18 protein-coding genes are annotated in these 23,741 nt (G+C 73.3%); 10 read left to right on the top strand and 8 right to left on the bottom strand.

All coding sequences use genetic code 11. From position 1 onward, the window contains the following. Positions 1–16: 16 nt before the first annotated feature. Positions 17–316, top strand: coding sequence for a ferredoxin (locus BS75_RS35350; RefSeq protein ID WP_034091120.1), 300 nt, complete (start codon positions 17–19; stop codon positions 314–316). A 133-nt stretch (positions 317–449) separates the two neighbouring features. On the opposite strand, the gene BS75_RS35345 is transcribed toward BS75_RS35350, so the two are convergent. From BS75_RS35345 to BS75_RS35335, 3 genes are all read right to left on the bottom strand, one after another. After that, entirely contained in the window at positions 450–1,067 is a 618-nt protein-coding gene (locus BS75_RS35345; protein WP_042437135.1) for a hypothetical protein, read from the bottom strand. Between the two features lie 283 nt (positions 1,068–1,350). Beyond that, positions 1,351–2,313: a tRNA (adenine-N1)-methyltransferase gene (locus BS75_RS35340; protein WP_152645645.1), complete on the bottom strand. Its 963-nt coding sequence runs from the start codon at positions 2,311–2,313 to the stop codon at positions 1,351–1,353. 78 nt (positions 2,314–2,391) lie between these two features. Continuing rightward, the gene (locus BS75_RS35335) at positions 2,392–3,567 is read right to left on the bottom strand and encodes a site-2 protease family protein (protein WP_331281459.1); all 1,176 of its coding nucleotides are present in this window, start codon (positions 3,565–3,567) and stop codon (positions 2,392–2,394) included. 192 nt (positions 3,568–3,759) lie between these two features. Here BS75_RS35335 and BS75_RS35330 point away from each other — a divergent pair, with 192 nt between their 5' ends. Next, positions 3,760–4,698 carry a RecB family exonuclease gene (locus BS75_RS35330; RefSeq protein WP_034091119.1) on the top strand — a complete coding sequence of 313 codons (939 nt, stop codon included), beginning with the start codon at positions 3,760–3,762 and terminating at the stop codon, positions 4,696–4,698. 12 nt (positions 4,699–4,710) lie between these two features. Further along, the gene (locus BS75_RS35325; RefSeq protein WP_034091118.1) at positions 4,711–5,382 is read left to right on the top strand and encodes a response regulator; all 672 of its coding nucleotides are present in this window, start codon (positions 4,711–4,713) and stop codon (positions 5,380–5,382) included. Positions 5,383–5,488: 106 nt separating this feature from the next. On the opposite strand, the gene BS75_RS35320 is transcribed toward BS75_RS35325, so the two are convergent. The 3 genes from BS75_RS35320 to metH all read right to left on the bottom strand — a co-directional run bounded on the left by BS75_RS35320 (position 5,489) and on the right by metH (position 11,794). Next, positions 5,489–7,150: an ABC transporter substrate-binding protein gene (locus BS75_RS35320; protein ID WP_052070120.1), complete on the bottom strand. Its 1,662-nt coding sequence runs from the start codon at positions 7,148–7,150 to the stop codon at positions 5,489–5,491. A 292-nt stretch (positions 7,151–7,442) separates the two neighbouring features. Further along, complete coding sequence (locus BS75_RS35315; RefSeq protein ID WP_034091117.1) at positions 7,443–8,186, bottom strand: HAD family hydrolase; 744 nt, start codon at positions 8,184–8,186, stop codon at positions 7,443–7,445. 50 nt (positions 8,187–8,236) lie between these two features. Beyond that, positions 8,237–11,794, bottom strand: coding sequence for a methionine synthase (metH, locus tag BS75_RS35310; RefSeq protein ID WP_034091116.1), 3,558 nt, complete (start codon positions 11,792–11,794; stop codon positions 8,237–8,239). Between the two features lie 102 nt (positions 11,795–11,896). Here metH and BS75_RS35305 point away from each other — a divergent pair, with 102 nt between their 5' ends. The 5 genes from BS75_RS35305 (at position 11,897) to BS75_RS35285 (ending at position 18,552) form a co-directional block, all read left to right on the top strand. Beyond that, positions 11,897–12,940, top strand: coding sequence for a glycoside hydrolase family 18 protein (locus tag BS75_RS35305; RefSeq protein ID WP_034091115.1), 1,044 nt, complete (start codon positions 11,897–11,899; stop codon positions 12,938–12,940). 156 nt (positions 12,941–13,096) lie between these two features. Further along, complete coding sequence (locus tag BS75_RS35300) at positions 13,097–13,978, top strand: PAC2 family protein (RefSeq protein WP_034091114.1); 882 nt, start codon at positions 13,097–13,099, stop codon at positions 13,976–13,978. Between the two features lie 322 nt (positions 13,979–14,300). Beyond that, positions 14,301–14,846 carry a DUF6643 family protein gene (locus BS75_RS35295; protein ID WP_034091113.1) on the top strand — a complete coding sequence of 182 codons (546 nt, stop codon included), beginning with the start codon at positions 14,301–14,303 and terminating at the stop codon, positions 14,844–14,846. Positions 14,847–14,982: 136 nt separating this feature from the next. Next, complete coding sequence (locus tag BS75_RS35290; protein ID WP_034091112.1) at positions 14,983–15,831, top strand: MOSC domain-containing protein; 849 nt, start codon at positions 14,983–14,985, stop codon at positions 15,829–15,831. 252 nt (positions 15,832–16,083) lie between these two features. Next, positions 16,084–18,552, top strand: a complete 2,469-nt coding sequence (locus BS75_RS35285; protein WP_042437133.1) for a right-handed parallel beta-helix repeat-containing protein — start codon at positions 16,084–16,086, stop codon at positions 18,550–18,552. Here the strand turns inward: BS75_RS35285 and BS75_RS43640 are convergent. Continuing rightward, complete coding sequence (locus BS75_RS43640) at positions 18,518–20,926, bottom strand: hypothetical protein (protein ID WP_042437132.1); 2,409 nt, start codon at positions 20,924–20,926, stop codon at positions 18,518–18,520. The genes BS75_RS35285 and BS75_RS43640 overlap by 35 nt on opposite strands. 156 nt (positions 20,927–21,082) lie before the next feature. Between BS75_RS43640 and BS75_RS35275 the strand changes: the two genes are divergently transcribed. Together BS75_RS35275 and BS75_RS35270 are read left to right on the top strand one after the other, a co-directional pair. Further along, the gene (locus BS75_RS35275; RefSeq protein WP_034091111.1) at positions 21,083–21,898 is read left to right on the top strand and encodes a DeoR/GlpR family DNA-binding transcription regulator; all 816 of its coding nucleotides are present in this window, start codon (positions 21,083–21,085) and stop codon (positions 21,896–21,898) included. A 47-nt stretch (positions 21,899–21,945) separates the two neighbouring features. After that, positions 21,946–22,440 (top strand): SRPBCC family protein, encoded by a 495-nt coding sequence (locus BS75_RS35270; protein ID WP_042437131.1) that lies wholly within the window; start codon positions 21,946–21,948, stop codon positions 22,438–22,440. Between the two features lie 61 nt (positions 22,441–22,501). Here BS75_RS35270 and cds1 read toward each other — a convergent pair whose 3' ends face one another. Beyond that, positions 22,502–23,599: an L-cysteine desulfhydrase Cds1 gene (gene cds1, locus BS75_RS35265; protein WP_034091110.1), complete on the bottom strand. Its 1,098-nt coding sequence runs from the start codon at positions 23,597–23,599 to the stop codon at positions 22,502–22,504. Positions 23,600–23,741 lie beyond the last annotated feature (142 nt).

Raw genomic sequence — 23,741 nt, 5'->3', positions numbered from 1 at the left:
CAGGAACGGCGGGCGGATGTCCAGCGTGGACGGCAGTGCGGGCGAGTCCCTTGAGGTGTGGATCGACCAGGATCTGTGCACCGGCGACGGTATCTGTGTGCAGTACGCCCCCGAGGTCTTCGAGCTCGACATCGACGGGCTGGCCTATGTGAAGGGCGACGACGAGGAGCTGCGGCAGGAGCCCGGGGCAGCGGTGCCGGTCCCGTTGACGGTGCTTCAGGACGTGGTCGACTCGGCCAAGGAGTGCCCGGGCGACTGCATCCACGTGCGGCGGACCCGGGACCTGGTCGAGGTGTTCGGGCCGGACGCGGACTGAGTTGTGCGGCCGCTCGGCCCGATCGGTTGTGATCGGGTGCGACCGGTTCCGGGCGCCCGGCCGGGCGTCCGCCCGCGGTCGGTTTGTGATCAAGCTCACAGGCCGACCTGAGGGCCGTTCAGGGGGCGCTGCGTCAGGTCTGCAGCAGCGGTACCGAGACGGTCCGGGTCCAGCCGTCGGCGTGCGGGGTCCAGGTGTAGGTCTCGTGCAGGTCGGGGCAGCAGCTCGGCACGTCGGGCGAGGAGTAGCCGTCGACGGCGGCCTGGATGCTGCCGTCGCTGCGGAAGGTGACGCTGCGTACGGTCAGGTCCTGCTGCGGGGTGATCAGGGTGCCGGCGATCCGGGGGCGGCCGTCGGGACCGGCTTCGAGCAGGTAGAGCCCGTCGGGCGGGGTGCCGTTGCCGGCGAGGCAGTGGGCGGCGGCGACGGTGGCGACGGTGCCGTTGCCGGTGAGGTCGGCACTGAACCGCTGGGTGACGTCGACCGGCAGTCCGTCGCAGTGCAGCGGCAGGGCGGCCCGGGCGGGGTCGGGGGCGCCGGCCGCGGGGACGGCGTGCGGGCCGTCGGCGACCGGCGCGGCCTCGGCCGGGGCCAGGGTCAGCGCGAGCGCGACGACGCCGCCCAGGGCGGCCGCGACGGCGGCCCACTGCCACGGGCGGGTCCGGGTGTGCGCGAGCGGCTCAGGGGGCGCTGCGGCCGCTGCCGGGGGTGCTGGGTGGTCCGGTCCGGTCCCTGCCGTCTGCTCTGCCATCTGGCGAACCCTCCGCTGCCGCGCCGGGCGCCCGCACACGGCGGTGTGGGACCGGCCGCGGGGCGCCCTGTGTCGTCCCCGGCGGAGTCGGGCGTCACGCCGGGGTGGGCAGCATCGTCCCATACCGGGGATCTCGGCCCGGCAGTGGGTGCGCGGCGGCTCCCGGTGCCGGGCGGCTCCCGCCGCGCGGCCGGGGCCGGACGCGGGCGGCCCCGCGCAGCGGGCTGCGCGGGCCGGTTCGTCGGTGCGACGGGTGGGGCGGGGTGTGGTGGAGCGGGGTCCGTCAGTCGGTCGCGGCCGGGCTGTCGGTGACCGGGTCCTCCTGCTGGGCCGCCTCGGCGAGCTTGAGGAAGCGTCCGGGCTGCGGGGCGATCGGGGCCTCCACGTCGCCGTAGGCGCCCTTGGCGGGGCGGCGGCGGCGCATCGGCGGCTCGACCCCGTCGGCGAGCCGACGGGAGGTGAGCAGGAAGCCGGTGTGGCCGATCATCCGGTGGTCCGGGCGGACGGCGAGGCCCTCGACGTGCCAGTTGCGGACCATCGACTCCCAGGACTGCGGCTCGGTGAAGGAGCCGTGCTCGCGCAGCGCCTCGACGGTGCGCGAGAGCTGGGTGGTGGTGGCCACGTAGCAGCAGATGACGCCGCCGGGGACGAGTGCCTTGGCGGCGACGTCCAGGCACTCCCAGGGGGCGAGCATGTCCAGGACCATCCGGTCGACCTCGGTCTCGACCAGGTTGTCCTGGAGGTCGCCGAGGGTGAGCTTCCACGCGGGGTGGGGGCTGCCGAAGTAGCGCTCGACGTTGGTCCTGGCGATCTCCGCGAAGTCCTCGCGGCGCTCGTAGGAGGAGAGCGAGCCGTGGTCGCCGACGGCGCGCAGCAGGGAGCAGCTGAGTGCTCCGGAGCCGACGCCGGCCTCCACGACGCGGGCGCCGGGGAAGATGTCGGCCATGGTGACGATCTGCCCCGCGTCCTTGGGGTAGACCACCGCGGCGCCGCGCGGCATGGAGAGGACGTAGTCGGAGAGCAGGGGGCGCAGCGCGAGGTACTGGATGTTCCCTGTGGTGCGCACCACGGATCCCTCGGGGGCTCCGATCAGCTCGTCGTGCGAGAAGGCGCCCTTGTGGGTGTGGAACGCCTTGCCGGGATCGAGCGTGATGGTGTGGTGGCGGCCCTTGGGGTCGGTGAGCTGGACCTGGTCCCCGACCTGGAAGGGCCCGCGGCGGCGAGCGGCGCCGGTCGGTTCTGACATGGGGAACAGTCTAGTGCCCCGGACGGGCCCGTTCTGCCGCACGCCCGTTCGACCACGGCGTGACTGTGCGAAAGCGCCTCAGACGGCTGCGGGGAGCGGTGCCTGACCCGCCATCGCCCGGGCGAAGGCCAGTTCCACGTCGCGGGCGGCCAGGATGCCGAGCACCGCCCCGTCCGGCTCCTGGACCAGGTACTCGCCGGCGGGGCTGGAGCGGAGCGCGTCGAGCAGGTCCTCGCCGGCCAGGTCGGCGGGGATCCGCAGCCCGGGCTCCAGGCCGCGGGAGACGGCGCCGGTCGCGGTCCACGGGCGGCGGTGCAGCGGGACGGTCCGCACCGCCTGCTCGCGGACCAGGGCGACCGGGTCGCCGTGGCCGTCCACCACGATCAGCCCGTGCGCCCCGGCGGCCTCGACCTGGCGCAGCGCCTCGGCCAGCGGGGTGTCGGCGGCCACCGAGACGGCGGGCCGGGCCAGGGCGCGGGCCAGCAGCTCCGGGAGCCGCTCGCGCAGCCGGGCGGCGCGGATGCTGCCGCCGGCGCCGTTCCAGATGATGGCGCCCAGGATGGCGCCCAGCACCGCGTCGACCAGGGTGCTGGTCATGCTCGCCTGCGGGGCCTGGTAGAGCGCCACCGTGGGCATGCCGACCAGGACCGCGACCGCCAGCAGCCGGCCGGCCCAGGCGGCGGCCAGGGTGCCGGCCATCGGGTTGCCGGTGACCTTCCAGACCAGCGCACGGAGGATCCGGCCGCCGTCCAGCGGCAGTCCGGGCAGCAGGTTGAAGGCCGCGACCACCACGTTGCTCAGCATCAGCGCGGCCAGCAGCACGCCGGGCACGGTGCCGGGCTCCACCAGCTGCATCCCGCCGAGGAAGACCGCGCCGAGCGCCAGCGAGAGCAGCGGGCCGGAGAAGGCGAGCCAGAACTCCCGCCCGGCGGTCTCGGCCTCCTTCTCGATCTCGGAGACCCCGCCGAAGAACTGGAGCTGGATCCGCCGGACCGGGAGCCGGTAGCGCAGCGCGACCACGGTGTGGGCGAGCTCGTGGATCAGCACCGAGCCGTAGAAGGCGAGCGCGAAGAACAGCGCGACCAGGTAGCGGGCCGCGCCCAGGCCCGGCAGGACCGCGTTCATCTGGCCGCCGAACAGCCAGGTGATCAGTCCGGTGATGAGGAACCAGGTGGGCGTGACATAGACGGGGACGCCGAAGGGTCGGCCCATCAGCAGGGCTCCGGTCGGGCGGTCGCTGCCGGTGTCGCTCACTGCGGCCCCCTGTTCGTACCGTGGATCGGTGCGCCGGTGCGCGCCGCCGGGCCCAACCTACGCGATCTCCGCTGCGGGTCGCGGCGCGGTGGGGCCGTTCCCTCTGTGTCTACCCGCCCCGGTCGCGGAGTACCTGCTTCCCGTCCCCCGGGTGGCGGCCGGTTGTCGGTGCGGGGCTCTAGGCTCGCGGTCATGCACGAGTCCGCCTCCTCCCCCTCCGCCGCCACCGCGACCGACACCGCCGAGCGGCGTCCCGCCGGGGTGCCGGTCGCACTCTCGCCCTCCCGGGCGGGCGACTTCCTCCAGTGCCCGCTGCTGTACCGGCTGCGGGTGATCGACCGGCTGCCCGAGCCGCCGAGCCCGGCGGCGACCAAGGGCTCGCTGGTCCACGCCGTGCTGGAACGGCTCTTCGACGCTCCGGCCGGGCAGCGCACGCCGGAGGCGGCGCGGGCGCTGCTGCGCCCGGAGTGGCAGCGGCTGCTGGAGAAGCGCCCGGAGCTGGCGGAGCTCTTCCCCGGGGCCGGTGCGGGGGCCGACGGCGACGGCTCGGGCCCGGACGTCGGCGCGGAACTGGCCCGGTGGCTGGGCGAGGCCGAGCGGCTGCTGGACGGCTACTTCCGGCTGGAGGACCCGAACCGGCTGGAGCCGGCCGAGCGCGAGCTCTACGTCGAGACCGAGCTGGAGTCGGGGCTGCGGCTGCGCGGCTACATCGACCGGGTCGACGTGGCGCCGACCGGCGAGGTCCGGGTGGTGGACTACAAGACCGGCAAGGCCCCGGCCCGGGACTACGAGGGCAAGGCCATGTTCCAGATGACCTTCTACGCGCTGGTGCTGTGGCGGCTGCGCGGGGTGCTGCCGAAGCGGCTGCAGCTGGTCTACCTGGGCGGCGGCGGCCAGGTGATCAGCTACGACCCGGACCTGGCCGACCTGCGGGCGGTGGAGCGCAAGCTGGAGGCCCTGTGGCAGGCGATCCAGCGGGCACTGGAGACCGGCGAGTGGCCGCCCAGCCCCGGCCGGCTCTGCGACTGGTGCGCCCACCAGCCGCTCTGTCCGGCGTTCGGCGGCACTCCCCCGCCGTACCCTTTGACTGTGCCGACCGTGGCGACCGCGCCTGGTGCGGGGGACCGATGAGTGGAGCGAGTTGTGGCGATCCGAGTGCTGCTGGTCGATGACCAGCCGCTGCTGCGTACGGGGTTCCGGATGATCCTGGAGGCCGAACCGGACATCGCCGTGATCGGCGAGGCCGGCGACGGCCAGCAGGCGCTGGAGCAGGTCCGGGTGCTGCAGCCGGACGTGGTGCTGATGGACATCCGGATGCCGAGGATGGACGGGGTCGAGGCGACCCGCCGGATCGCCGGCCCCGGCCGGGACGGCCCGGCCAAGGTCCTGGTGCTGACCACCTTCGACCTGGACGAGTACGTGGTCGAGGCGCTGCGGGCGGGGGCCAGCGGCTTCCTGCTGAAGGACGTCCCGGCCGAGGAGCTGGTGCAGGCGATCCGGGTGGTCGCGGACGGCGCGGCGATGCTCGCGCCGAGCGTCACCCGGCGGCTGCTGGACATGTACGCCGGGCGGCTGCCGCAGGGCTCGGAGAGCCCGCCGGCCGCGCTGGGGACGCTCACCGAGCGGGAGCTGGAGGTGCTCCGGCTGGTCGCCCGGGGGCTGTCCAACGCCGAGGTGGCGAAGGAGCTGTTCGTCAGCGAGACGACGGTGAAGACCCATGTCGGCCATGTGCTGACCAAGCTGGGGCTGCGGGACCGGGTCCAGGCGGCGGTGTTCGCCTACGAGAGCGGCCTGGTGCGGCCGGGCAACGGCTGATCCGGGGCCCGGAAGCCGCCGCTGCCCCGCCGTCCTGGTGACGGCGGGGCAGCGGCGGTGGCGGGGTGACGGCTGCGGGGGTGGCGGCTTCAGGGGTGACGGCCGGTCAGCTCTTGCCGATCATCCAGAAGCGCATGATCCCGGCGGTGTCCAGGGTCAGCGGCACCCCGGTGATGTCGGCCTGGGTCACCACGTACTGCTTGTTCTGCCAGAGCGGGACGTAGGCCGCGTCGACCGCGATCTGGTACTGGATCTTCTTGAAGGCGTCCATCGCGGCCGCGCTGCCGCGGTCGGTCTGCTTCAGCGTCACCGGGGTCCAGGTGTTGGTGATCAGCGGGTCGGAGTAGTAGCTGCCGAAGGTGCCCGCGGTGCCCGGGGCGCTGATGAACGGCGACACGTAGTCGTCCGGGTCCGGGTAGTCCGAGGACCAGCCGACGACCGAGGCCTCGACGTTGCCGTTGGTCCACTGGGCGCTCAGCGCGGTCAGGTTGGTCAGCGGGTGCAGGGTGACCTTGAAGATCCCGTCGGTCTCCAGCTCCGTCTTGATGAGCGCGGCCTCGGCGTCGGCGCCACCGGAGTCCGCCGCGTACTGGTAGGTGAAGCTGATCGGCAGCTTCATCCCCTCGTTGAGCAGCTGGCTCTTCACCACGGCGGGGGCGGTGGGCTCGCTGGTGTACTTGTCCGCGTAGGCCGCGGTCGCGTCGCCGATCCCGGCCGGGATCACCGAGTAGAGCGGGACGACGGTCCGCTGGTAGACGTTGTTGGCGATGGCGGTCCGGTTGACCAGTTCGGCGACGGCCTGCCGCGCGTGCTGGTTGCTGAACGGGCCGTACTTGGTGTTGAGGATCATCATCCGGGTCTGGGTGCCGGCCCCGGTGTTGACCTGGAGACCGGTGCCGAGCTGCTGGCCGGCCTCCAGCCGGACCAGGTCGGCGGCGGTCAGGTCGTTGTTGGCGTTGAGGTCGATGGCCCCGCTGTTCAGCGCCGACATCACGCCCGCGGCGTCGGGGTAGTACTTCATCACGATGCCGGAGTTGCCCGGCTTGTTGCCGGAGCTGATGGCCGCGCCCTGGTAGGACGGGTTGAGCGACATGGTGACCGACTGCGGGTTGGGCTTGCCGTTGGCCGGCTTGCCGTACTGCACCGAGTCGACCTTGTAGACGCCGGAGCCGACCACGCCGGTGCCCTGGAGCAGGTTGTTCGACGGGTAGACCTTGGGGTCGACGATCTCGCCGACGCCGGAGGCCAGGCGGTCGGGGAAGGTCGCGTCCGCCGTGTTCAGGTGGAAGGTGACGCCGAGGTCCCCGTCGGTGGTGACCGAGGTGAGCGTGGAGAGCAGGGTGCTGACGCCGGAGCCGTTGTCGTGGCCGAGCTTGCCTATCTCGACCACCCGGTCGAAGGAGAACTTCACCGCGGCCGCGTCGAGCGGGTCCCCGTTGGAGAACTTCAGGCCCGAGCGCAGGGTGCAGGTGTAGGTGGTGTCCCCGGCATCGGCGAAGCCGCACTTCTGCGCCGCGTCCGGAGTGGGCTCGGTGGCACCGGGCTGGTAGCTCATCAGCCCTTGGTAGATGTTGTAGTAGAGCAGCCAGGAGCCGTAGTCGTAGGCCCCGGCCGGGTCGAGCGAGGAGAAGGACTCGACCGTTCCCATGGAGATCGTGGTCTTCGGCGCCCCGTCGGCTCCGACGGCCGGAGCCGAAGAGCCACAGGCGGTCGTGGAGGCGAGCAGGCTGACGCAGCCGAGCGTCGCCAGTCGTTTGGCTGCTGACATCTCTTCCTTCGTTTCCTGGCCGGTGGCGGGACACCGGGCCGGAGGTCGTACGACCGCGCCTCTGCCCCTGGACGGGATCTGCCGCGGGCGGCAGCGACGACAGCGTGAGGGGGACCGCTCGCACCGAGGACACCACCGGGCGGGGTGACGCGTGGCGCGCGCAGGAATTCGCTGGTTTGTAGCGTGCCACACGATTCCACGAAGCCCGATGGCCCCTTGACCCAGGGTGCCCCGAGTACAGGCAACTTGCGGAACAAAGGTAGGAGATGACCGATTTGGCGTTAGCAGGTAGTTACCTTGACGCCCCGTCGGCCCCGGGGACCAGGCTCCGCAGCAGGGCCACGCCGACCCCCTCCAGCGACGCCAGCACCGTCCGTCCCGGGGCCGCCGCGATCGGGCCCACCGAGGGCACCGCCAGCACCGCGCAGCCCGCCGCCTCGCCCGAACGCACCCCGGTCGGCGAGTCCTCGACCACCACGCAGCGGCCGGGCTCCGCCCCGAGCCGGGCGGCGGCCAGCAGGTAGGGGTCGGGGTGCGGCTTGGTCCGCTCCACCTCGTCCCCGGCCACCGAGAAGGCGAAGTTCTCGGCCCCCAGGGGCTCCAGCACCAGGTCGATGATCCGCCGGTGCGAGGCGGAGACCAGGGCCGTCGGGATGCCCTCCGCCCGCAGCTCCTTCAGCAGGCCGGCCGCGCCCGGGCGCAGCGGGACGCCGCCGCGGAGCAGCGCGGCGAAGCGGTCGTTGATCATCGTGCCCAGCCGGTCGGCGGTCAGCGGCGCCCCGCTGACGGCGAGCAGGTGCGCCACGACCCTGGCCATCGGGCCGCCGACGACCAGTTCCCGGTCCCGGCGGCCGAGCCGGTGGCCGAAGTCGGCGAGCACCGAGCACTCGGCCTCCCACCAGAAGTCCTCGGTGTCGACCAGGGTGCCGTCCATGTCGAGCAGGACGGCCTGCAGCCCGCCGGGGGCGACGGCGGGCGCGGGTCGGGGCGGGAGGGCGGCGGGTTCGTCCGCCGGGACGTCGGTGCGGCTGGTCACGGGCGGCCTTCCTGCAGGAGGGTTGACCAGCATAGGCCGCCCGTCACCGGTTACCGCGCGTTGAAGTACTTCGCCTCGGGGTGGTGGATCACGATGGCGTCGGTGGACTGCTCCGGGTGGAGCTGGAACTCCTCGGAGAGGTGGACGCCGATCCGCTCGGGCCGGAGCAGGTCGGTGATCTTGGCGCGGTCCTCCAGGTCGGGGCAGGCCCCGTAGCCCAGGGAGAAGCGCGCGCCCCGGTACTTCAGCGCGAACATGTCGCGCATCTCCTTGGGGTCCTCGCCGGAGAAGCCGAGCTCGGCCCGGACCCGGGCGTGCCAGTACTCGGCCAGGGTCTCGGCGAGCTGGACCGAGAGGCCGTGCAGCTCCAGGTAGTCGCGGTAGGAGTTGGAGTCGAACAGCTCCTTGGTGGCCTCGCCGATCCGGTTGCCCATGGTGACCACCTGGAAGGCGACGACGTCCTTCTCGCCGGACTCCTCCGGGCGGAAGAAGTCGGCGAGGCAGAGCCGGCGGCCCCGGCGCTGCCGGGGGAAGGTGAAGCGGGTGCGCTCCTTGCCGTCCTCGCCGAGCACCAGCAGCGAGTTGTCCTGGGAGACGGCCGGGTAGTAGCCGTAGACCACGGCGGCCTCCAGCAGGCCCTCGGTCTGCAGCCGGTCCATCCACATCCGCAGCCGGGGGCGGCCCTCGGTCTCCACCAGCTCCTCGTAGGACGGTCCTCCCACCCGTCGCCCACCACCACCCTTGTTCGAGGCGCTGTACGCGCCGCTCCCCTCCCGGGCGGCCTTCAGCCCCCACTGCCCCTTGAACAGGGCGTCCTCGTCCAGCCAGGAGACGTAGTCGTCCAGCCGGACCCCGGTGACCATCCGGTCGCCCCAGAACGGCGGGACCGGGACCGGGTTGTCCAGGGCGACGTCGGAGCGCTCGGTGCTCTCCTCCGGCTCCTCGACCTCGACCTTGGCGTAACGCCGCTGCTTCAGCTCGGGCAGCACCGCGCCGGGGACCCCGCGCTTGACCCCGATCAGCGCGTCCATCAGCCGCAGGCCCTCGAAGGCGTCGCGGGCGTAGCGGACCTCGCCCTCGTAGATCTCGTGCAGGTCCTGCTCGACATAGGCGCGGGTGAGCGCGGCGCCGCCGAGGATGACCGGGAAGTCGGCCGCCAGCTTGCGCTGGTTGAGCTCCTGGAGGTTCTCCTTCATGATCACCGTGGACTTCACCAGCAGCCCGGACATCCCGATGACGTCGGCGCGGTGCTCCTGGGCGGCGTCCAGGATCGCCGAGACCGGCTGCTTGATGCCGAGGTTGACGACGGTGTAGCCGTTGTTGGTGAGGATGATGTCGACCAGGTTCTTGCCGATGTCGTGGACGTCGCCCTTGACCGTGGCCAGCACGATGGTGCCCTTGCCCTCGGCGTCGGACTTCTCCATGTGCGGCTCCAGGTAGGCCACCGCGTTCTTCATCACCTCGGCCGACTGGAGCACGAACGGCAGCTGCATCTGGCCGGAGCCGAACAGCTCGCCGACCGTCTTCATGCCCTCCAGCAGCACGGTGTTGACGATGTCCAGGGCCGGCATCCCGGCGAGCGCCTCGTCCAGGTCGGCCTCCAGCCCCTTGCGCTCGCCGTCGACGATCCGGCGCTGGAGCCGCTCCTCCAGCGGCAGCGCCGCCAGCTCCTCGGCCTTGCCGGCCCGCACCGACGCGGCGCTGACGCCCTCGAACAGCTCCAGGAAGCGCTGCAGCGGGTCGTAGCCGGGGCTGTCCGGGGTCTCCGGCCGCCGACGGTCGTAGACCAGGTCGAGGGCGACCTCGCGCTGCTCCTCGGGGATCCGCGCCATCGGCAGGATCTTCGCGGCGTGGACGATGGCCGAGTCGAGACCGGCCTCCACGCACTCGTTCAGGAAGACCGAGTTGAGCACCATCCGGGCGGCCGGGTTCAGGCCGAAGGAGATGTTGGACAGGCCGAGGGTGGTCTGCACGTCCGGGTGGCGGCGCTTCAGCTCGCGGATGGCCTCGATGGTCTCGATGCCGTCGCGGCGGGACTCCTCCTGCCCGGTGCCCAGGGTGAAGGCCAGGCAGTCGACCAGGATCGAGGACTCGGCGATGCCGAAGCGCCGGCCCAGGTCCTCGATCAGCCGCTCGGCGATGGCGACCTTGGTCCCGGCGGTGCGGGCCTGGCCCTGCTCGTCGATGGTCAGCGCGATCAGCCCGGCGCCGTACTCCTGGGCCAGCGCGGCGATCCGGCCGTAGCGGGAGTCGTCGGCGTCGCCGTCCTCGAAGTTGACCGAGTTCAGCAGCGCCCGGCCGCCGAGCATCTGCAGCCCGGCCTCCAGCACCTGCGGCTCGGTGGAGTCCAGCACGATCGGCAGGGTGGAGGCGGTCGCCAGCAGCGAGGCGAGCTTCTTCATGTCCTCGACGCCGTCGCGGCCGACGTAGTCCACGCAGAGGTCGAGCAGGTGCGCGCCCTCGCGGATCTGCTCGCGGGCGATCTCGACGCACGCCTGGAGGTCGCCGGCCAGCATCGACTCGCGGAACTTCTTCGAGCCGTTGGCGTTGGTGCGCTCGCCGATGGCCAGGTAGGAGGTGTCCTGGCGGAACGGCACGGTCTGGTAGAGCGAGGAGGCGCCGGGCTCCGGGTGCGGGTCACGGGCGGTGAGCTCCAGGCCGCGGACCCGGTCCACGACCATCCGCAGGTGCTCCGGGGTGGTCCCGCAGCAGCCGCCGACCAGGCCCAGGCCGTACTCGCGGACGAAGACCTCGTGGGCGTCGGCGAGCTCGGTCGGCGTCAGCGCGTAGTGCGCGCCGTTCTTGCCGAGGACCGGCAGGCCGGCGTTGGGCATGCAGGAGAGGCCGACCCGGGCGTTCTTCGCCAGGTAGCGCAGGTGCTCGCTCATCTCGGCCGGGCCGGTGGCGCAGTTCATCCCGATCAGGTCGATGCCCAGCGGCTCCAGCGAGGTCAGCGCAGCGCCGATCTCCGAGCCCAGCAGCATGGTGCCGGTGGTCTCCACGGTGACCTGGACGATCAGCGGCAGGTCGAGCCCGGCGTCGCGCAGCGCCTGCTTGGCGCCCAGCGTGGCGGCCTTGGTCTGCAGCAGGTCCTGGCTGGTCTCCACCAGCAGCGCGTCCGCGCCGCCGGCGATCAGGCCGGCCGCGTTCTGCCGGAAGCCCTCCTTCAGCGCGGCGTAGGGCAGGTGGCCCAGCGAGGGCAGCTTGGTGCCGGGGCCGATCGAGCCGAGCACCCAGCGCGGCCGGTCCTCGGTCCAGAACTGGTCCGCGACCTCGCGGGCGACCCGGGCCCCGGCCTCGGACAGCTCGAAGATCCGCTCGGGGATGTCGTACTCGCCCAGCGCGGAGAGGTTGGCGCCGAAGGTGTTGGTCTCCACGCAGTCCACGCCGACCTCGAAGTAGGCCTGGTGGACGCCCCGGACGATGTCGGGACGGGTGACGCAGAGGATCTCGTTGCAACCTTCCAGGCCCTGGAAGTCGTCCAAGGAAGGGTCCTGGGCCTGCAGCATGGTCCCCATCGCGCCGTCGGCGACGACGACGCGGGTGGCGAGCGCGTGGCGGAGGGCATCCGCCCTCTGCTGGTGGGACGGGCGGGCGGTCACGGTCATGCTGCTGCTCCCTGGATGCGACGGCTGTCGACTGCGCGCGGTACACGCACGCCCCGCCAGAGTAGTCGTTGCCCTGCACGGGCCGCTCGCCCGTATTGCCGGTTGGACGCACAGCCGGACGACGACGAAGGGATGGACGAGGTGGCCATGGGCACAGCGGTGCGGAGGGTCCGGCGCTGGGTCGCCCGGCTGGCCGGGGTGACCGCCCTGGCCCTGCTCGGCACGGTCCTCGGCGCGGCCGGCGGGCTCTGGGCGAACGACGCCGGGACGCCCCGGGCGGAGGCCGTGACCAGGGGCGGGGACGCGCTGTGGATGGGCCACGCCTGGGTGGACGGCCGGAAGTCGCAGGCGGACGTGGCGGCGCTGGCGGCGCAGCTGCGCGGCACCGGCATCCACGACCTGTTCGTCCACGCCGGGCCGCTGGCGAACGACGGCCGGCTCGACCCCGCGTTGGACCCACGCGCGGCCTGGCTGGTGCGGGCGCTGCACCGGGCGATACCGGGGGTGCGGGTGCAGGCCTGGCTGGGGGACGTGGTGGACACCCCGGAGGGCCCGGGGATGGACCTGTCCCGGGTGGACCTGGTCCCGGCCTCCGAGCAGGTGCTGGCCGACGGCTTCGACGGGGTGCACCTGGACCTGGAGCCGGTGCCCTCGGGCGACCGGGGCTTCCTGCGGGTGCTGGCGCAGGTGCACGCGCTGACCTCGGCCCGGGGACGGGTGCTGTCGGTGTCGGTCCCGCAGACCGACCCGCTGCCGGGGCTGCACGAGGTCGCCGGGCTGCTGACGAACCACCCGAAGTGGTGGTCGAGCGACTACCTCCACCAGGTGGCGCTCCGGGTCGACCAGGTGGCGGTGATGGCCTACGACTCCGCCCTGCCGCTGCCGAGCCTGTTCTCCGGCTACGTGGAGCAGCAGACCCGGCTGGCGCTGGCGGCGGTCCCGCCCGGTGTCGACCTGCTGATCGGGCTGCCCGCCTACACCGAGAGCACGATGTCGCACCACGGCTCGGCGGAGACGGTGGCCGCGGCCGTCCGGGGGGTGCGGCTGGCCGACAGCGGGCGGCGGCTCTTCGGCGTGGCGCTGTACGTGGACTTCACCGCGACGCCCGAGGACTGGGCCGCCTACCGGGAGGGCTGGGTGCGCTGAACGGGCGCCGCGCGCCGGGCGTGTCCCTCCGTCCGCCCGGCTGCCCCGCCGACCGGCCCTCGTTTACTCCCGGGCCCGGGAGCATTCTTCGCCGTACGCTGGGCACTTAACAATCCGTGGAGCACCTGGTTCCACGGCAGGCGGAGGGAGGCCCGGGTGGTCGAGCTCGAGGACGTGCCAGAGCTCATCGACCCGGTCATGGTGGCCGCGTTCGAGGGCTGGAACGACGCCGGCGACGCCGCGTCGTCCGCGGTGGCGCACCTGGACGAGATCTGGGGCGGGAAGGTCTTCGCGGCCCTGGACGCGGAGGACTACTACGACTTCCAGGTGAACCGGCCGACGGTGTGGATGGACGGCGGCGTCCGGCACATCACCTGGCCGACGACCCGGCTGTCGGTGGTCCGGGTGACCGAGCCGCGCACCCGGGACCTGGTGCTGATCCGGGGGATCGAGCCGAGCATGCGCTGGCGGTCGTTCTGCCAGGAGCTGCTGGGGCTGGCCCACGAGCTGGGCGTGGAGATGGTGGTGATCCTCGGCGCGCTGCTGGGCGACACCCCGCACACCCGCCCGGTGCCGGTGAGCGGGGTGACCTCGGACGGCGAGCTGGCGCTGACGCTCGGCCTGGAGGAGAGCCGCTACGAGGGCCCGACCGGGATCGTCGGCGTGCTGCAGGAGGCCTGCACCCACGCGGGCATCCCGACGGTGACCTTCTGGGCGGCGGTGCCGCACTACGTGCCGCAGCCGCCGAACCCCAAGGCGACGCTGGCGCTGCTGAACAAGCTGGAGGACCTGCTGGACGTCCGGGTGCCGCTGGGCGAGCTGCCGGACGACGCGCGGGCCTGGCAGCTGGGCGTGGACCAGCTGGCGGCGGAGGACAGCGAGGTGGCGGAGTACGTCCAGCAGTTGGAGGAGGCCAAGGACACGGCGGAACTGCCGGAGGCCTCCGGCGAGGCGATCGCCCGCGAGTTCGAGCGCTTCCTGAAGCGGCGGGACAAGCAGCAGCCGGGCAAGGCCGGCGAGGGCGACCTCGGCGACTGAGCCGGGGCGTGCGGGCGACGAACACGCGGAGTGAGCGGTCCGGCGGGCGCGCGGGCGCGGACCGCCACTCCGCGCCTGCCGGATCGAGTGAACCACCAGCCGATTCGATCACTGCACCGGGGGTCGCACACCCGTCCGCTCCTCATGGGTGTCTGGTTAACGTTCTGTGAAGAACCTCCGAGGATCGGCGACCGGAGATGCCGAGATCTGACCTTTTTTCACACTTTCGTCCGGGTGAACGATCACCCGTCCCTGAGAACGCCTCAACTCCCTGCCGTGACACTCTCCTCAGCAGGCACATTGTGGGCTTACCGTATGCGTCATGACCTCCCCTCGCCCCTACGACGGAGTCAGCTACTACGCTCCGTCCTTCGCCTCGGACACCCCGATCTACGACAGCCTGGTCGCTGAACGAGGGGTCCCCCAGATCGCCCCGATCAACGTCCCGGCGGCGCTCCCCCCGGCGTACGACTCCGGGTACCGTCCGGCCGGCAGTTTCGGCGGCTACGGCAGCAACCTCCCCGCGCTGCCCGCCCCGAGGCTCGCCCTGGGCCCCGGCCCGAGCAGCCCCAGCTACGGCATGCCGAGCCAGCCCCAGCCCCAGTACGCCGCCCCGCAGTACGGCGGCCAGCCGCAGCCGGGCCAGCAGTTCGGCGGCCAGACCTTCGGCGGGCAGACCTTCGGCGGCGGCACCGGCCAGTACGCCACCCAGCAGCCGCACGTCCCGCAGCAGGGCGGCGCCCCGCAGTACCAGCAGCCCGCGCCCGCCTACCAGCGCCCGGTCGCGCCGGTCCCGCCGCTGCGGCAGGTCCCGCAGGACCAGTACCAGCACCCCCAGCAGCCCCGGACGGGGTACCAGGGCTACTGACCCACAGCCCGGGCGGATGTGCGCCGCCGGGCCGTAGCGGCACGAGGTCATGGGGGCCGATCAGCGACGCGCTGATCGGCCCCTCCGCGCACCCGGAGCCGCACAGCACCACGGAAACGACTGGCATCATTGGCATATGGCCCAGTTGACCGCCCTGCGGATCTACCCCGTCAAGTCGTTCGCACCCGTGGTGCTGGCCGATGCCGTCGTCGAACCGTGGGGGCTGGAGCACGACCGGCGGTGGATGGTGGTCGACGGCCGGGGCGAGATGGTCTCCCAGCGCCAGGACCCGCGGCTGGGTGGGATCCGCGCCGCCGCGACCGGACCGGGAGCCGCCGGGGCGCTGCTGCTGACCGCCCCGGGCGGGGAGTCGCTGCGGGTCGACCGGCCCAGCGGCGAGGCCCGCCCGGTCACCATGTTCGGCGACCCGATGGCCGCCGTCGAGGCCGCCCCCGAGGCCTCCGCCTGGCTCAGCGACCTGCTCGGCACGGAACTGCGGCTGGTCCACCAGGACGTGGCCGCCGCCCGCGACCACGGGACCCCGACCAGCCTCGCCGACCAGTACCCGCTGCTGCTCACCACCACGGCCTCGCTGGCCGCGCTGAACCGGCTGATAGCCGCCGACCACCCGGACGACCCGGTCAAGGGCGCCCCGGTGCCGATGTGGCGGTTCCGCCCCAACCTGGTCGTGGACGGCACCGGGCCCTGGGCCGAGACCGGCTGGCGGCGGGTGCGGATCGGCCGGGTCGAGTTCACCGTCGCACAGCAGTGCGGGCGTTGCGTGATGACCACGCTGGATCCGGACACCGGCGAGCGGCGCGGCCCCGAGCCGCTGCTCGCCCTGGGGCGGCACCGCAAGTTCGGCCGGACCCTGGGCTTCGGGATGCACCTGTCGCCGGTCGGCCCGCTGGGCGAGCTGCGGCTGGGCGACCCGCTGACGGTGCTGGAGGAGGGCCCGCCGCCGGTGCCCGAGACCAGGATCTGACAGGCTGTCCCCCGGCGGGCCCGGTCGCCGGACCGACCCGGCCGGGCAGCTCAGCAGGGGTGAACGGGCCTCGGGCGCACGGGAGTCCGACAGTCCGGCCACCGGGCGGGGGCGACCGATCGCCCGCTGGCTCGTTGTAGGACCAAGAGGGACGGGTGCTGCGCCGGACGCAGTACCGTGGGCGGGGCGAGGAGCTCGGGGGCCTCGGCGCCCCGGGGGTCCGGGGGCTGTCCCCCGGGAAGTGGGAGCACCATGGGAACAGGCGTAGTGCGGGTCACGCTGGACGGGGCCTCGCGTTGGCGGCGGCGCTCCGGGGAGTACGGGACGCTGGCCGAGGCACTGGCCGCGGCCGAGACCGGGGACACGGTGACCATAGGCGCCGGGGTCTACCGCGAGAACGTGGTGGTCGAGAAGGCGGTGACGGTCCGCACCGCCGACGGCCCCGGGTCGGTGCGGATCGAGCCGGTGACCGGTCCCGCGCTGACCCTGCTGGCCTCGGCCCAGGTCCTGGGGCTGGTGCTGGAGGGGCAGGACGGCTCGGCGCCGGCGGTGCTGGTCGAGGCTGGCGAACCGGGTCTGGAGGACTGCCGGATCGCGACCCGGTCCTCGGTCGGGATCGAGGTCCGCGGCGACGCCTGCCCGTCCGTCCGCCGCTGCACCGTGGAGAACCCGGGCGGCCTGGGGATCAGGGTGGCCGGGGCGGCCTCGGCCTACGTCGAGGAGTGCGAGGTGCTCGGCGCGGGCCAGGCCGGGATCGTGGTCCGGGCCGGGGCGACCGCGCGGCTGGAGCGCTGCCAGGTCCACCACGCCTCCGGCGCCGGGCTGGTGCTGACCGGTCCGGGGACCGTGGTCGACGCGCTGGACTGCGCGTTCTACGAGATCAACGGCAACGGTGTGCAGGCCGAGGACCGGGCGGTGGGGCACCTCACCGGCTGCACCGTGCACCGGGTCACCGACAACGGGCTGGCGCTGGACACCGAGGCGGTGCTGGAGCTCACCGGCTGCCGGGTGCACGAGGTCCCGGAGAACGGCGCGGACCTGCGCGGACGCTCGGTGCTCCGGATCCAGGGCAGCAGCTTCCGGGCCTTCGCCAGGAACGGCCTCTCGGTCTGGGACCAGGAGACCCGGGTCGAGGCCGTGGGCTGCGAGATCCGCGACAGCACCGGCGACTACCCGGCGGTGTGGGTCAGCGACGGCGCGGCCGTGCTGCTCACCGACTGCCGGATCCACGACGTCCCGGACGCGCTGTTCGTGCTGGACCGGGGATCCACGGCCGAGGCCGCGGACTGCTCCTTCACCCAGGTCAGGAACACCGCCGTGTCGGTGAGCGACGGGGCGACCGTCAGGCTGGACCAGGTCAGGGTGCAGGACGCCAACACCGGCCTGTGGTTCCGCGACCACGGCAGCGGCGGGCTGCTGACCGGGGTGGAGGTCAGCGACGTGGCGACCGGGGTGATCGCCACCAAGGGGGCCGACCCGGTGCTGCGCCGGTGCACCGTGCGCGGCACGGTCGAGGCGGCGGTCTACGTCTCGGCCGGCGGCCGGGGCACCTTCGAGGAGGTGCTGGCCGCCCAGGGCAAGGGCTTCGGCTTCCACGTGATCGACGGCTGCCGCACCGTGCTGACCCGCTGCCGGGCCGAGCAGAACGCCCGGGGCGGCTTCGAGTTCTCCGAGCTGGGCCCGGTCACCGACGGCTGCGTCTCCGACGACGTCAAGACCGCGCCGCCGCTGGAGCCGGTGCGGGCGACCGCGACCACCGCCTCGGCCTGGCGCGGCGCGGCGCCCGCGCTCCCGGCCGCGCGCTCCGCCGCCTCGCTGGTCGACGCCGGGGCGCAGCCCGCGCCGCAGCCGGCCTCGATCGCACCGCTGCCGGAGTGCCGGCCGGCCGAGGAGTCGCTGGCCGAGCTGGACTCGCTGATCGGCCTGGACACGGTCAAGCAGGAGGTGCGCACCCTGATCGACCTGATCTCGGTGGGGCGCCGCCGGCAGCAGGCCGGTCTCAAGGCGCCCTCGCTGCGCCGGCACCTGGTCTTCACCGGCTCCCCCGGTACCGGCAAGACCACGGTGGCCCGGCTCTACGGCGAGATCCTGGCGGCGCTGGGGGTGCTGCAGCGCGGCCACCTGGTCGAGGTGGCCCGGCTCGACCTGGTCGGCGAGCACATCGGCTCGACCGCGCAGCGGACCTCCGAGGTGTTCCAGCGCTCGCTGGGCGGCGTGCTGTTCATCGACGAGGCGTACGCGCTGGCGCCGGAGGACGGCGGCCGGGACTTCGGCCGGGAGGCCGTCGACACCCTGGTCAAGCTGATGGAGGACCACCGCGACGACGTGGTGGTCATCGTGGCCGGCTACACCGCCGAGATGGAGCGCTTCCTGGCCTCCAACCCCGGTGTGGCCTCCCGGTTCTCCCGGACCGTCACCTTCCCGGACTACTCCGCGCCGGAGCTGGTCGAGATCACCCGGCAGCAGGCGTCCGAGCAGGAGTACGAGCTGTCCGAGGCGGCCGTGGAGGCCCTGCTCGACCACTTCGCCCGGCTGCCCCGGGGGCCCTCCTTCGGCAACGGCCGCACCGCCCGGCAGGTCTTCGAGACCATGGTCGAGCGGCACGCGGTGCGGCTGGCCCAGCGGGCCGACGCGACCGCGGCGGAGCTGCAGCTGCTGCTGCCCGCCGACCTGCCGGGCGGGGGCGTCACAACTGCCGCAGCAGCTGGTCCCGTTCGCTGACGAAGCGCGGGTCCTGGCGGTAGTTGAAGTGGCCCTGGATCGGGACCGGCAGCGGGTGCTGCGCGTCCCGGTCGTAGGCCAGCGGGTCGACGAAGGGCGGCGCGTCCACCGGCCGCTCCCCCGCCGGGACCGGTACCCGGACCGGGCCGCCGATCGGGTCGGTGACCCGGAACAGGTTGCGCCAGTAGGGCGTGGACTCCCGCAGCGTCTCCAGCTCGTCCAGGGCCATGTAGCCGGGGAAGAAGCGCCCGTAGAGGCGGCGCAGCGGGCAGCCGTAGGTCAGCAGCGCGACCCGGGCCCGGGTCTCCGGGTCGAGCTGCCAGACGGCGGCGGCGGCGAGCACCGTCCCCTGGGAGTGCGCGGAGAGCACCAGCCGGCGCCCGTCCCCGGCGGCGAGCCAGCCGCGGATCCGCCACTCCAGGTCGGGGACGGCGCGCTCGGCGTAGCAGGGCGGCGCGAAGGGGTGGGCCGCGCGCGGCCAGAAGGTGCCGATGTCCCAGAGCACGCCGACGGTGCGGCGGGTGGCGACGTTCTTGTAGGCCCGGCGGCCGAGTGCGACCAGGGCCAGCAGGAAGGCGCCGACCAGCCAGCCGCCCAGGGACTGGAGGCTGGTGGCGGTGTAGGAGACCAGGGTGGGGGCGTGCGCGGCGGCCAGCGCGGGTGTGCGGCCGCCGACCAGCGCCCCGGCCACCGAGGCCGCGGCCAGCAGGAAGGCCAGCCCGCCGAGGCTGCCGACCAGCAGCGGTGCGGCCTCCAGCAGCCTGGCCCTGGCCAGCGCCCCGGCGATCTGCCCGGTGCGGGGCGCGGCGGCCCGGCGGCCGACCGCGTAGGCGGTCTCCACCTGCGGGGCCAGTGCCTTCTTCTGCCGCAGCATCCGGGCCACCACCACCCCCACCGGGACCAGGAGGAGCAGCGCCAGCACCGGCACTCCGGTGCTGTGCCAGGTCAGCAGCGGCGGCGGCCCGGGGATGGTCTCGCCGAGGGTGCCCCGGCCCATCAGCCACTGGGCGGTCCAGACGGTACTGCCGGCGGTGAGCAGGTTGCCCAGGCCGGCGCCGAGCATGGCGGTGACCGGTCCGCCGAGCCCGTGCAGCACCGCGCCGTCGCCGCCGCCGAACGCCTCGTCCAGGCCCGGGACCTCACCGCCGGAGCCGGGTCCGGGGACGGCCACCGCCGGGTCGGTGACCATCGGCGCCACCGCCACCGGTCCCCGGGCGCCGGCCCGCCGCAGCAGCAGCGCGGCGCCGACCAGCAGCAGCACCAGCAGCAGTTGGAACAGGCACAGGGTGACGAAGAAGGGGGAGGCGCCGGGGAGCCGGCCGGTGGACGCCCAGCCGGCCCTGGACCAGGCGGCGTCCAGCAGCACCAGGGCGAGCAGCGCCAGCGAGGCCCAGTGCAGGCCCCGCATCGGCAGCGAGTCGGGCCGGTCGTCCTGTTCGCTCTCCAGCCGGCTGCTGCGTGCCAGCGCGGTGAACACCCCGGCGGTGAGCAGCAGCAGGAGCGCGAGCAGCAGCCAGCCGAGGACGCAGAGCGCGCCGCTGTGCCGCCGGTCGTGGTCGAGCACCGGCAGCAGCACCCCGAGGGCGACGGTGAGCAGCCCGGCGGCGACATGGACCGCGCGCAGCCGGCGGACCAGCCGCATGCCGTACCAGAAGCCGGGCAGCTGCATCGGCGGGGTGTCGTCGGCGCGGGCGGCACCGCCGGCGGGCCTCTCGGTGGCGGGGCTGCCGGTGGCGGGGCGCTGGGTCTCGTAGGCGGCCCAGGTGAGGTGGGAGAGCCACCACATGACGGCGACCAGCCCGAGCGGCAGCAGCGCGGTGAGCGCCAGCCGGCGTCCGGGCTGGCTCCACCAGCCGCCGTGCGCGGCGGCCAGGAAGCCGAGCCAGCTGTGGTGGGCGGCGCAGGCAGCGGTCCCGGCGCACTGCCAGCCGAGCAGGTCGAGCGCGGCCTCGGCGGCGGTCGCCGTGAGCAGCACGGTGAGGCAGAGCGCCAGCAGCCGGACGATCAGGTCGTAGGCCCGCTGCGCGGGGGCGCTGCGGGGGGCGGCGGGCCGCATCCAGTGGGCCAGGTTGGCCAGCATGAACGGGAGCAGCAGCAGCCACAGCGCGCGGCTGCCGGAGCCCGAGGTCAGCCCGCCCCAGGAGTAGGCCTCCTCGACCGCGCCGCCGCGGTAGCGGTCGGGGTCGTCCTCGGCGTTCCCGTCGCCCCAGCGACGGTAGGTTCCGGCCACGCCGTCCCCGGTGATCCGGACCAGGTGCGGGTCGTCGAGCATCACCTCGGGCGTGGTCCCGCCGACTCCGTGCACCAGTAGTTCCAGGGCGAGCCCGCCACCGGGTCTGCCGGTGTCCTCGGTCGGTGCCGAACTGTCAGCCATGGCTGTCCCCTGGGTGTGTGCCGCTGCGTGGTCAGCCGCATGCTCTCGCGTTCGGCGGCCGGGCGCACCGGTTGCGGCGTGGTCCGCGCTCAGCCGGGCGTGCGAGGATGGTCGCACAAGGTCGGATGCGGTGGGGAACCGGAGGGCAGTGGCGGGGTGGCTGAGAACAGCAATCTTCTGGCCGAGCAGCGACGGGCCGTGATCCTGGACGAGGTGCGGCGCCGCGGCGGGGTCCGGGTCAACGAGCTGACTCGCCGTCTGAACGTCTCCGACATGACGGTGCGCCGGGACCTGGACGCGCTGGCCCGGCAGGGCATGGTGGAGAAGGTGCACGGCGGTGCGGTGCCCGTGCTGGAGGCCAGCACCCACGAGCCCGGCTTCGAGGCCAAGTCGGCGCTGGAGCTGACCGCCAAGGAGGACATCGCCCGGGAGGCGGCCCGACTGGTGGCGCCGGGCAGCGCGGTCGCCCTGTCCGGCGGGACCACGACCTACGCCCTGGCGCACCACCTGGTCCAGGTCGAGGGGCTGACCGTGGTGACCAACTCGGTCCGGGTCGCCGACGTCTTCGAGCACGCGCTGCGGCACGGCGGCACCGGCGCGCGGTCGGCGACGGTGGTGCTGACCGGCGGGGTCCGCACCCCCTCCGACTCGCTGGTCGGTCCGATCGCGGACCGGGCGATCCGCTCGCTCCACTTCGACCTGCTGTTCCTGGGCTGCCACGGGATCTCGCTGGAGGCCGGGCTGTCCACGCCCAACCTGGCGGAGGCCGAGACCAACCGCAGCTTCGTGGCCTCGGCCCGGCGGGTGGTGGCGGTGGCGGACCACACCAAGTGGGGCACGGTCGGCCTGTCCACCTTCGCCGCACTGAACGACGTGGACACCCTGGTCACCGATGTCGGCCTGCCGGCCGAGATCCGCTCGGCCGTGGCGGAGCAGGTGCGCGAGGTCGTCATCGCCACCTCGCAGGGCTGAGCCCCCCTGGTGGTCCGTCCGATGCGGCGTCAACTACCCTGCTGGTCATGGTGACCCGACTGCATCCGGTGACGACCGACTTCCTCTCGGCCGCGCCGGTCCGACTCGTCTGCGAGGCACGGCTGCGCAGTGCCCCCGAGGCGGTGTACCGGGAGCTGGCCGACGACGCGTCGACCTGGCCGCTGTGGTTCCGCGAAGTGCGCTCCGCCGCGTACGTCGGGCAGCCCCCGTACGGGGCCGGCGCCGGGCGGTCGGTGGTGCTGCGCGGCGGGGTGCGCTTCGTCGAGAGCGTCATCGTCGCCGAGCCGTCGCAGCGCTTCGTCTACCGGGTCGAGGAGACCCGGCTGCCGGGCGTCCACGCCTGGATGGAGGAGTGGCTGCTGCGAGCGGCCGAGGACGGGGGCACCCTGCTGCGGTTCACCATGGCCGTGGACGGCGACTGGGCGCTGTGCGCGCTGATGCGGCTGTCGGGCCCCGCCGTGGTCCGCTCGCTCCGCCGGGCCGCCGGCCGGCTCGACGCCCGCTGCACGGCCACTGGCTGACGGAGCATCACCCAGGGCCGCCGCGCCCCGGCGGGTCTCGGCCGGGTTCCCCGGCGGGCCCTCAGGCGGTCCACTCCCCGGTCGCCAGGAAGCCCTCCAGCGCCGCCGTGGCGGGGGCGATGTCGATGCCCTGCTCCACCAGCCACTCGTCGGCGTAGTACTTGTCCAGGTAGCGGTCGCCCGGGTCGCAGATCAGGGTGACCACGCTGCCGCGCTCCCCGGCCGCGCGCATCTCAGAAATGATCTTGAATGCGCTCCACAGCCCGGTCCCGGTGGAGCCGCCCGGCTTCCGCCCCATCACCCGGGCCAGGGTCCGCATCGCCGCGATCGAGGCCGCGTCCGGGACCTTCATCATCCGGTCGATCGCCCCGGGGATGAAGCTCGGCTCCATCCGGGGCCGGCCGATGCCCTCGATCCGCGAGCCGCGCTCGCAGGCCACCGTGGGGTCGCCGGAGACCCAGCCGTCGAAGAAACAGGAGTTCTCCGGGTCGGCCACGCAGATCCGGGTGTCGGCCTGGGTGTAGTGGACGTAGCGGGCCAGGGTCGCCGAGGTGCCGCCGGTGCCGGCCGTCGCCACGATCCAGGTCGGCACCGGGTGCCGCTCCAGCCGCAGCTGGGCGTAGATCGACTCGGCGATATTGTTGTTCCCGCGCCAGTCCGTCGCCCGTTCGGCGTAAGTGAACTGATCCATGTAATGACCGCCGGATTCCTCGGCGAGTCGTGCCGAGACCTCGTACAGCGTCCGGGTGTCGTCGACCAGGTGACAGCTGCCACCCTGGGCCTCGATCAGGCTGATCTTCTCGCAACTCGTGGTGCGCGGCATGACCGCGATGAACGGCACCCCGATCAGCTTGGCGAAGTACGCCTCGGAGACCGCCGTCGAGCCACTGGACGCCTCGACCACCGGACAGCCCGGCCTGATCCAGCCGTTGCACAGGGCGTACAGGAAGAGCGACCTGGCCAGCCGGTGCTTGAGGCTGCCGGTGGGATGGGTCGACTCGTCCTTCAGATACAGGTCCACGCCCCATTCCTCGGGCAGCGGGAACCGCAGCAGATGGGTGTCGGCCGAACGGTTGGCATCGGCCTGAACCTTGCGGACGGCCTCCTTCAGCCAGGCCCGGTATTCGGCGTCGCTGCGGTCCACGTCAAGGGTCTTCATGCGCGCATCGTAGCTTTCGCCCCAGCCCCACAAATCCTTGGAATATGCCATACGGGATCGCATGTTCCAGAACTCTTTGTGTTTGTGTGGTTACGCATGGAAAGCCAGGAGGTGCAGCATGGACCTGGACCGTCCGTACGTC

Source organism: Streptacidiphilus albus JL83, assembly GCF_000744705.1.
Lineage (GTDB): Bacteria > Actinomycetota > Actinomycetes > Streptomycetales > Streptomycetaceae > Streptacidiphilus > Streptacidiphilus albus.
Note: the sequence above shows the minus strand (reverse complement) of the source record. Positions and strands in the feature narration are given on the sequence as shown.

What these genes read in the sequence shown, in the direction of transcription:
- BS75_RS35330 (WP_034091119.1), top strand. Translation starts at nt 3,760, where the DNA reads ATGCACGAGTCCGCCTCCTCCCCCTCCGCCGCCACCGCGACCGACACC.
- BS75_RS35320 (WP_052070120.1), bottom strand. Translation starts at nt 7,150, where the DNA reads ATGTCAGCAGCCAAACGACTGGCGACGCTCGGCTGCGTCAGCCTGCTC.
- BS75_RS35285 (WP_042437133.1), top strand. Translation starts at nt 16,084, where the DNA reads ATGGGAACAGGCGTAGTGCGGGTCACGCTGGACGGGGCCTCGCGTTGG.
- BS75_RS35290 (WP_034091112.1), top strand. Translation starts at nt 14,983, where the DNA reads ATGGCCCAGTTGACCGCCCTGCGGATCTACCCCGTCAAGTCGTTCGCA.
- BS75_RS35270 (WP_042437131.1), top strand. Translation starts at nt 21,946, where the DNA reads ATGGTGACCCGACTGCATCCGGTGACGACCGACTTCCTCTCGGCCGCG.
- BS75_RS35350 (WP_034091120.1), top strand. Translation starts at nt 17, where the DNA reads ATGTCCAGCGTGGACGGCAGTGCGGGCGAGTCCCTTGAGGTGTGGATC.
- metH (WP_034091116.1), bottom strand. Translation starts at nt 11,794, where the DNA reads ATGACCGTGACCGCCCGCCCGTCCCACCAGCAGAGGGCGGATGCCCTC.
- BS75_RS35340 (WP_152645645.1), bottom strand. Translation starts at nt 2,313, where the DNA reads ATGTCAGAACCGACCGGCGCCGCTCGCCGCCGCGGGCCCTTCCAGGTC.
- BS75_RS35295 (WP_034091113.1), top strand. Translation starts at nt 14,301, where the DNA reads ATGACCTCCCCTCGCCCCTACGACGGAGTCAGCTACTACGCTCCGTCC.
- BS75_RS43640 (WP_042437132.1), bottom strand. Translation starts at nt 20,926, where the DNA reads ATGGCTGACAGTTCGGCACCGACCGAGGACACCGGCAGACCCGGTGGC.
- cds1 (WP_034091110.1), bottom strand. Translation starts at nt 23,599, where the DNA reads ATGAAGACCCTTGACGTGGACCGCAGCGACGCCGAATACCGGGCCTGG.
- BS75_RS35345 (WP_042437135.1), bottom strand. Translation starts at nt 1,067, where the DNA reads ATGGCAGAGCAGACGGCAGGGACCGGACCGGACCACCCAGCACCCCCG.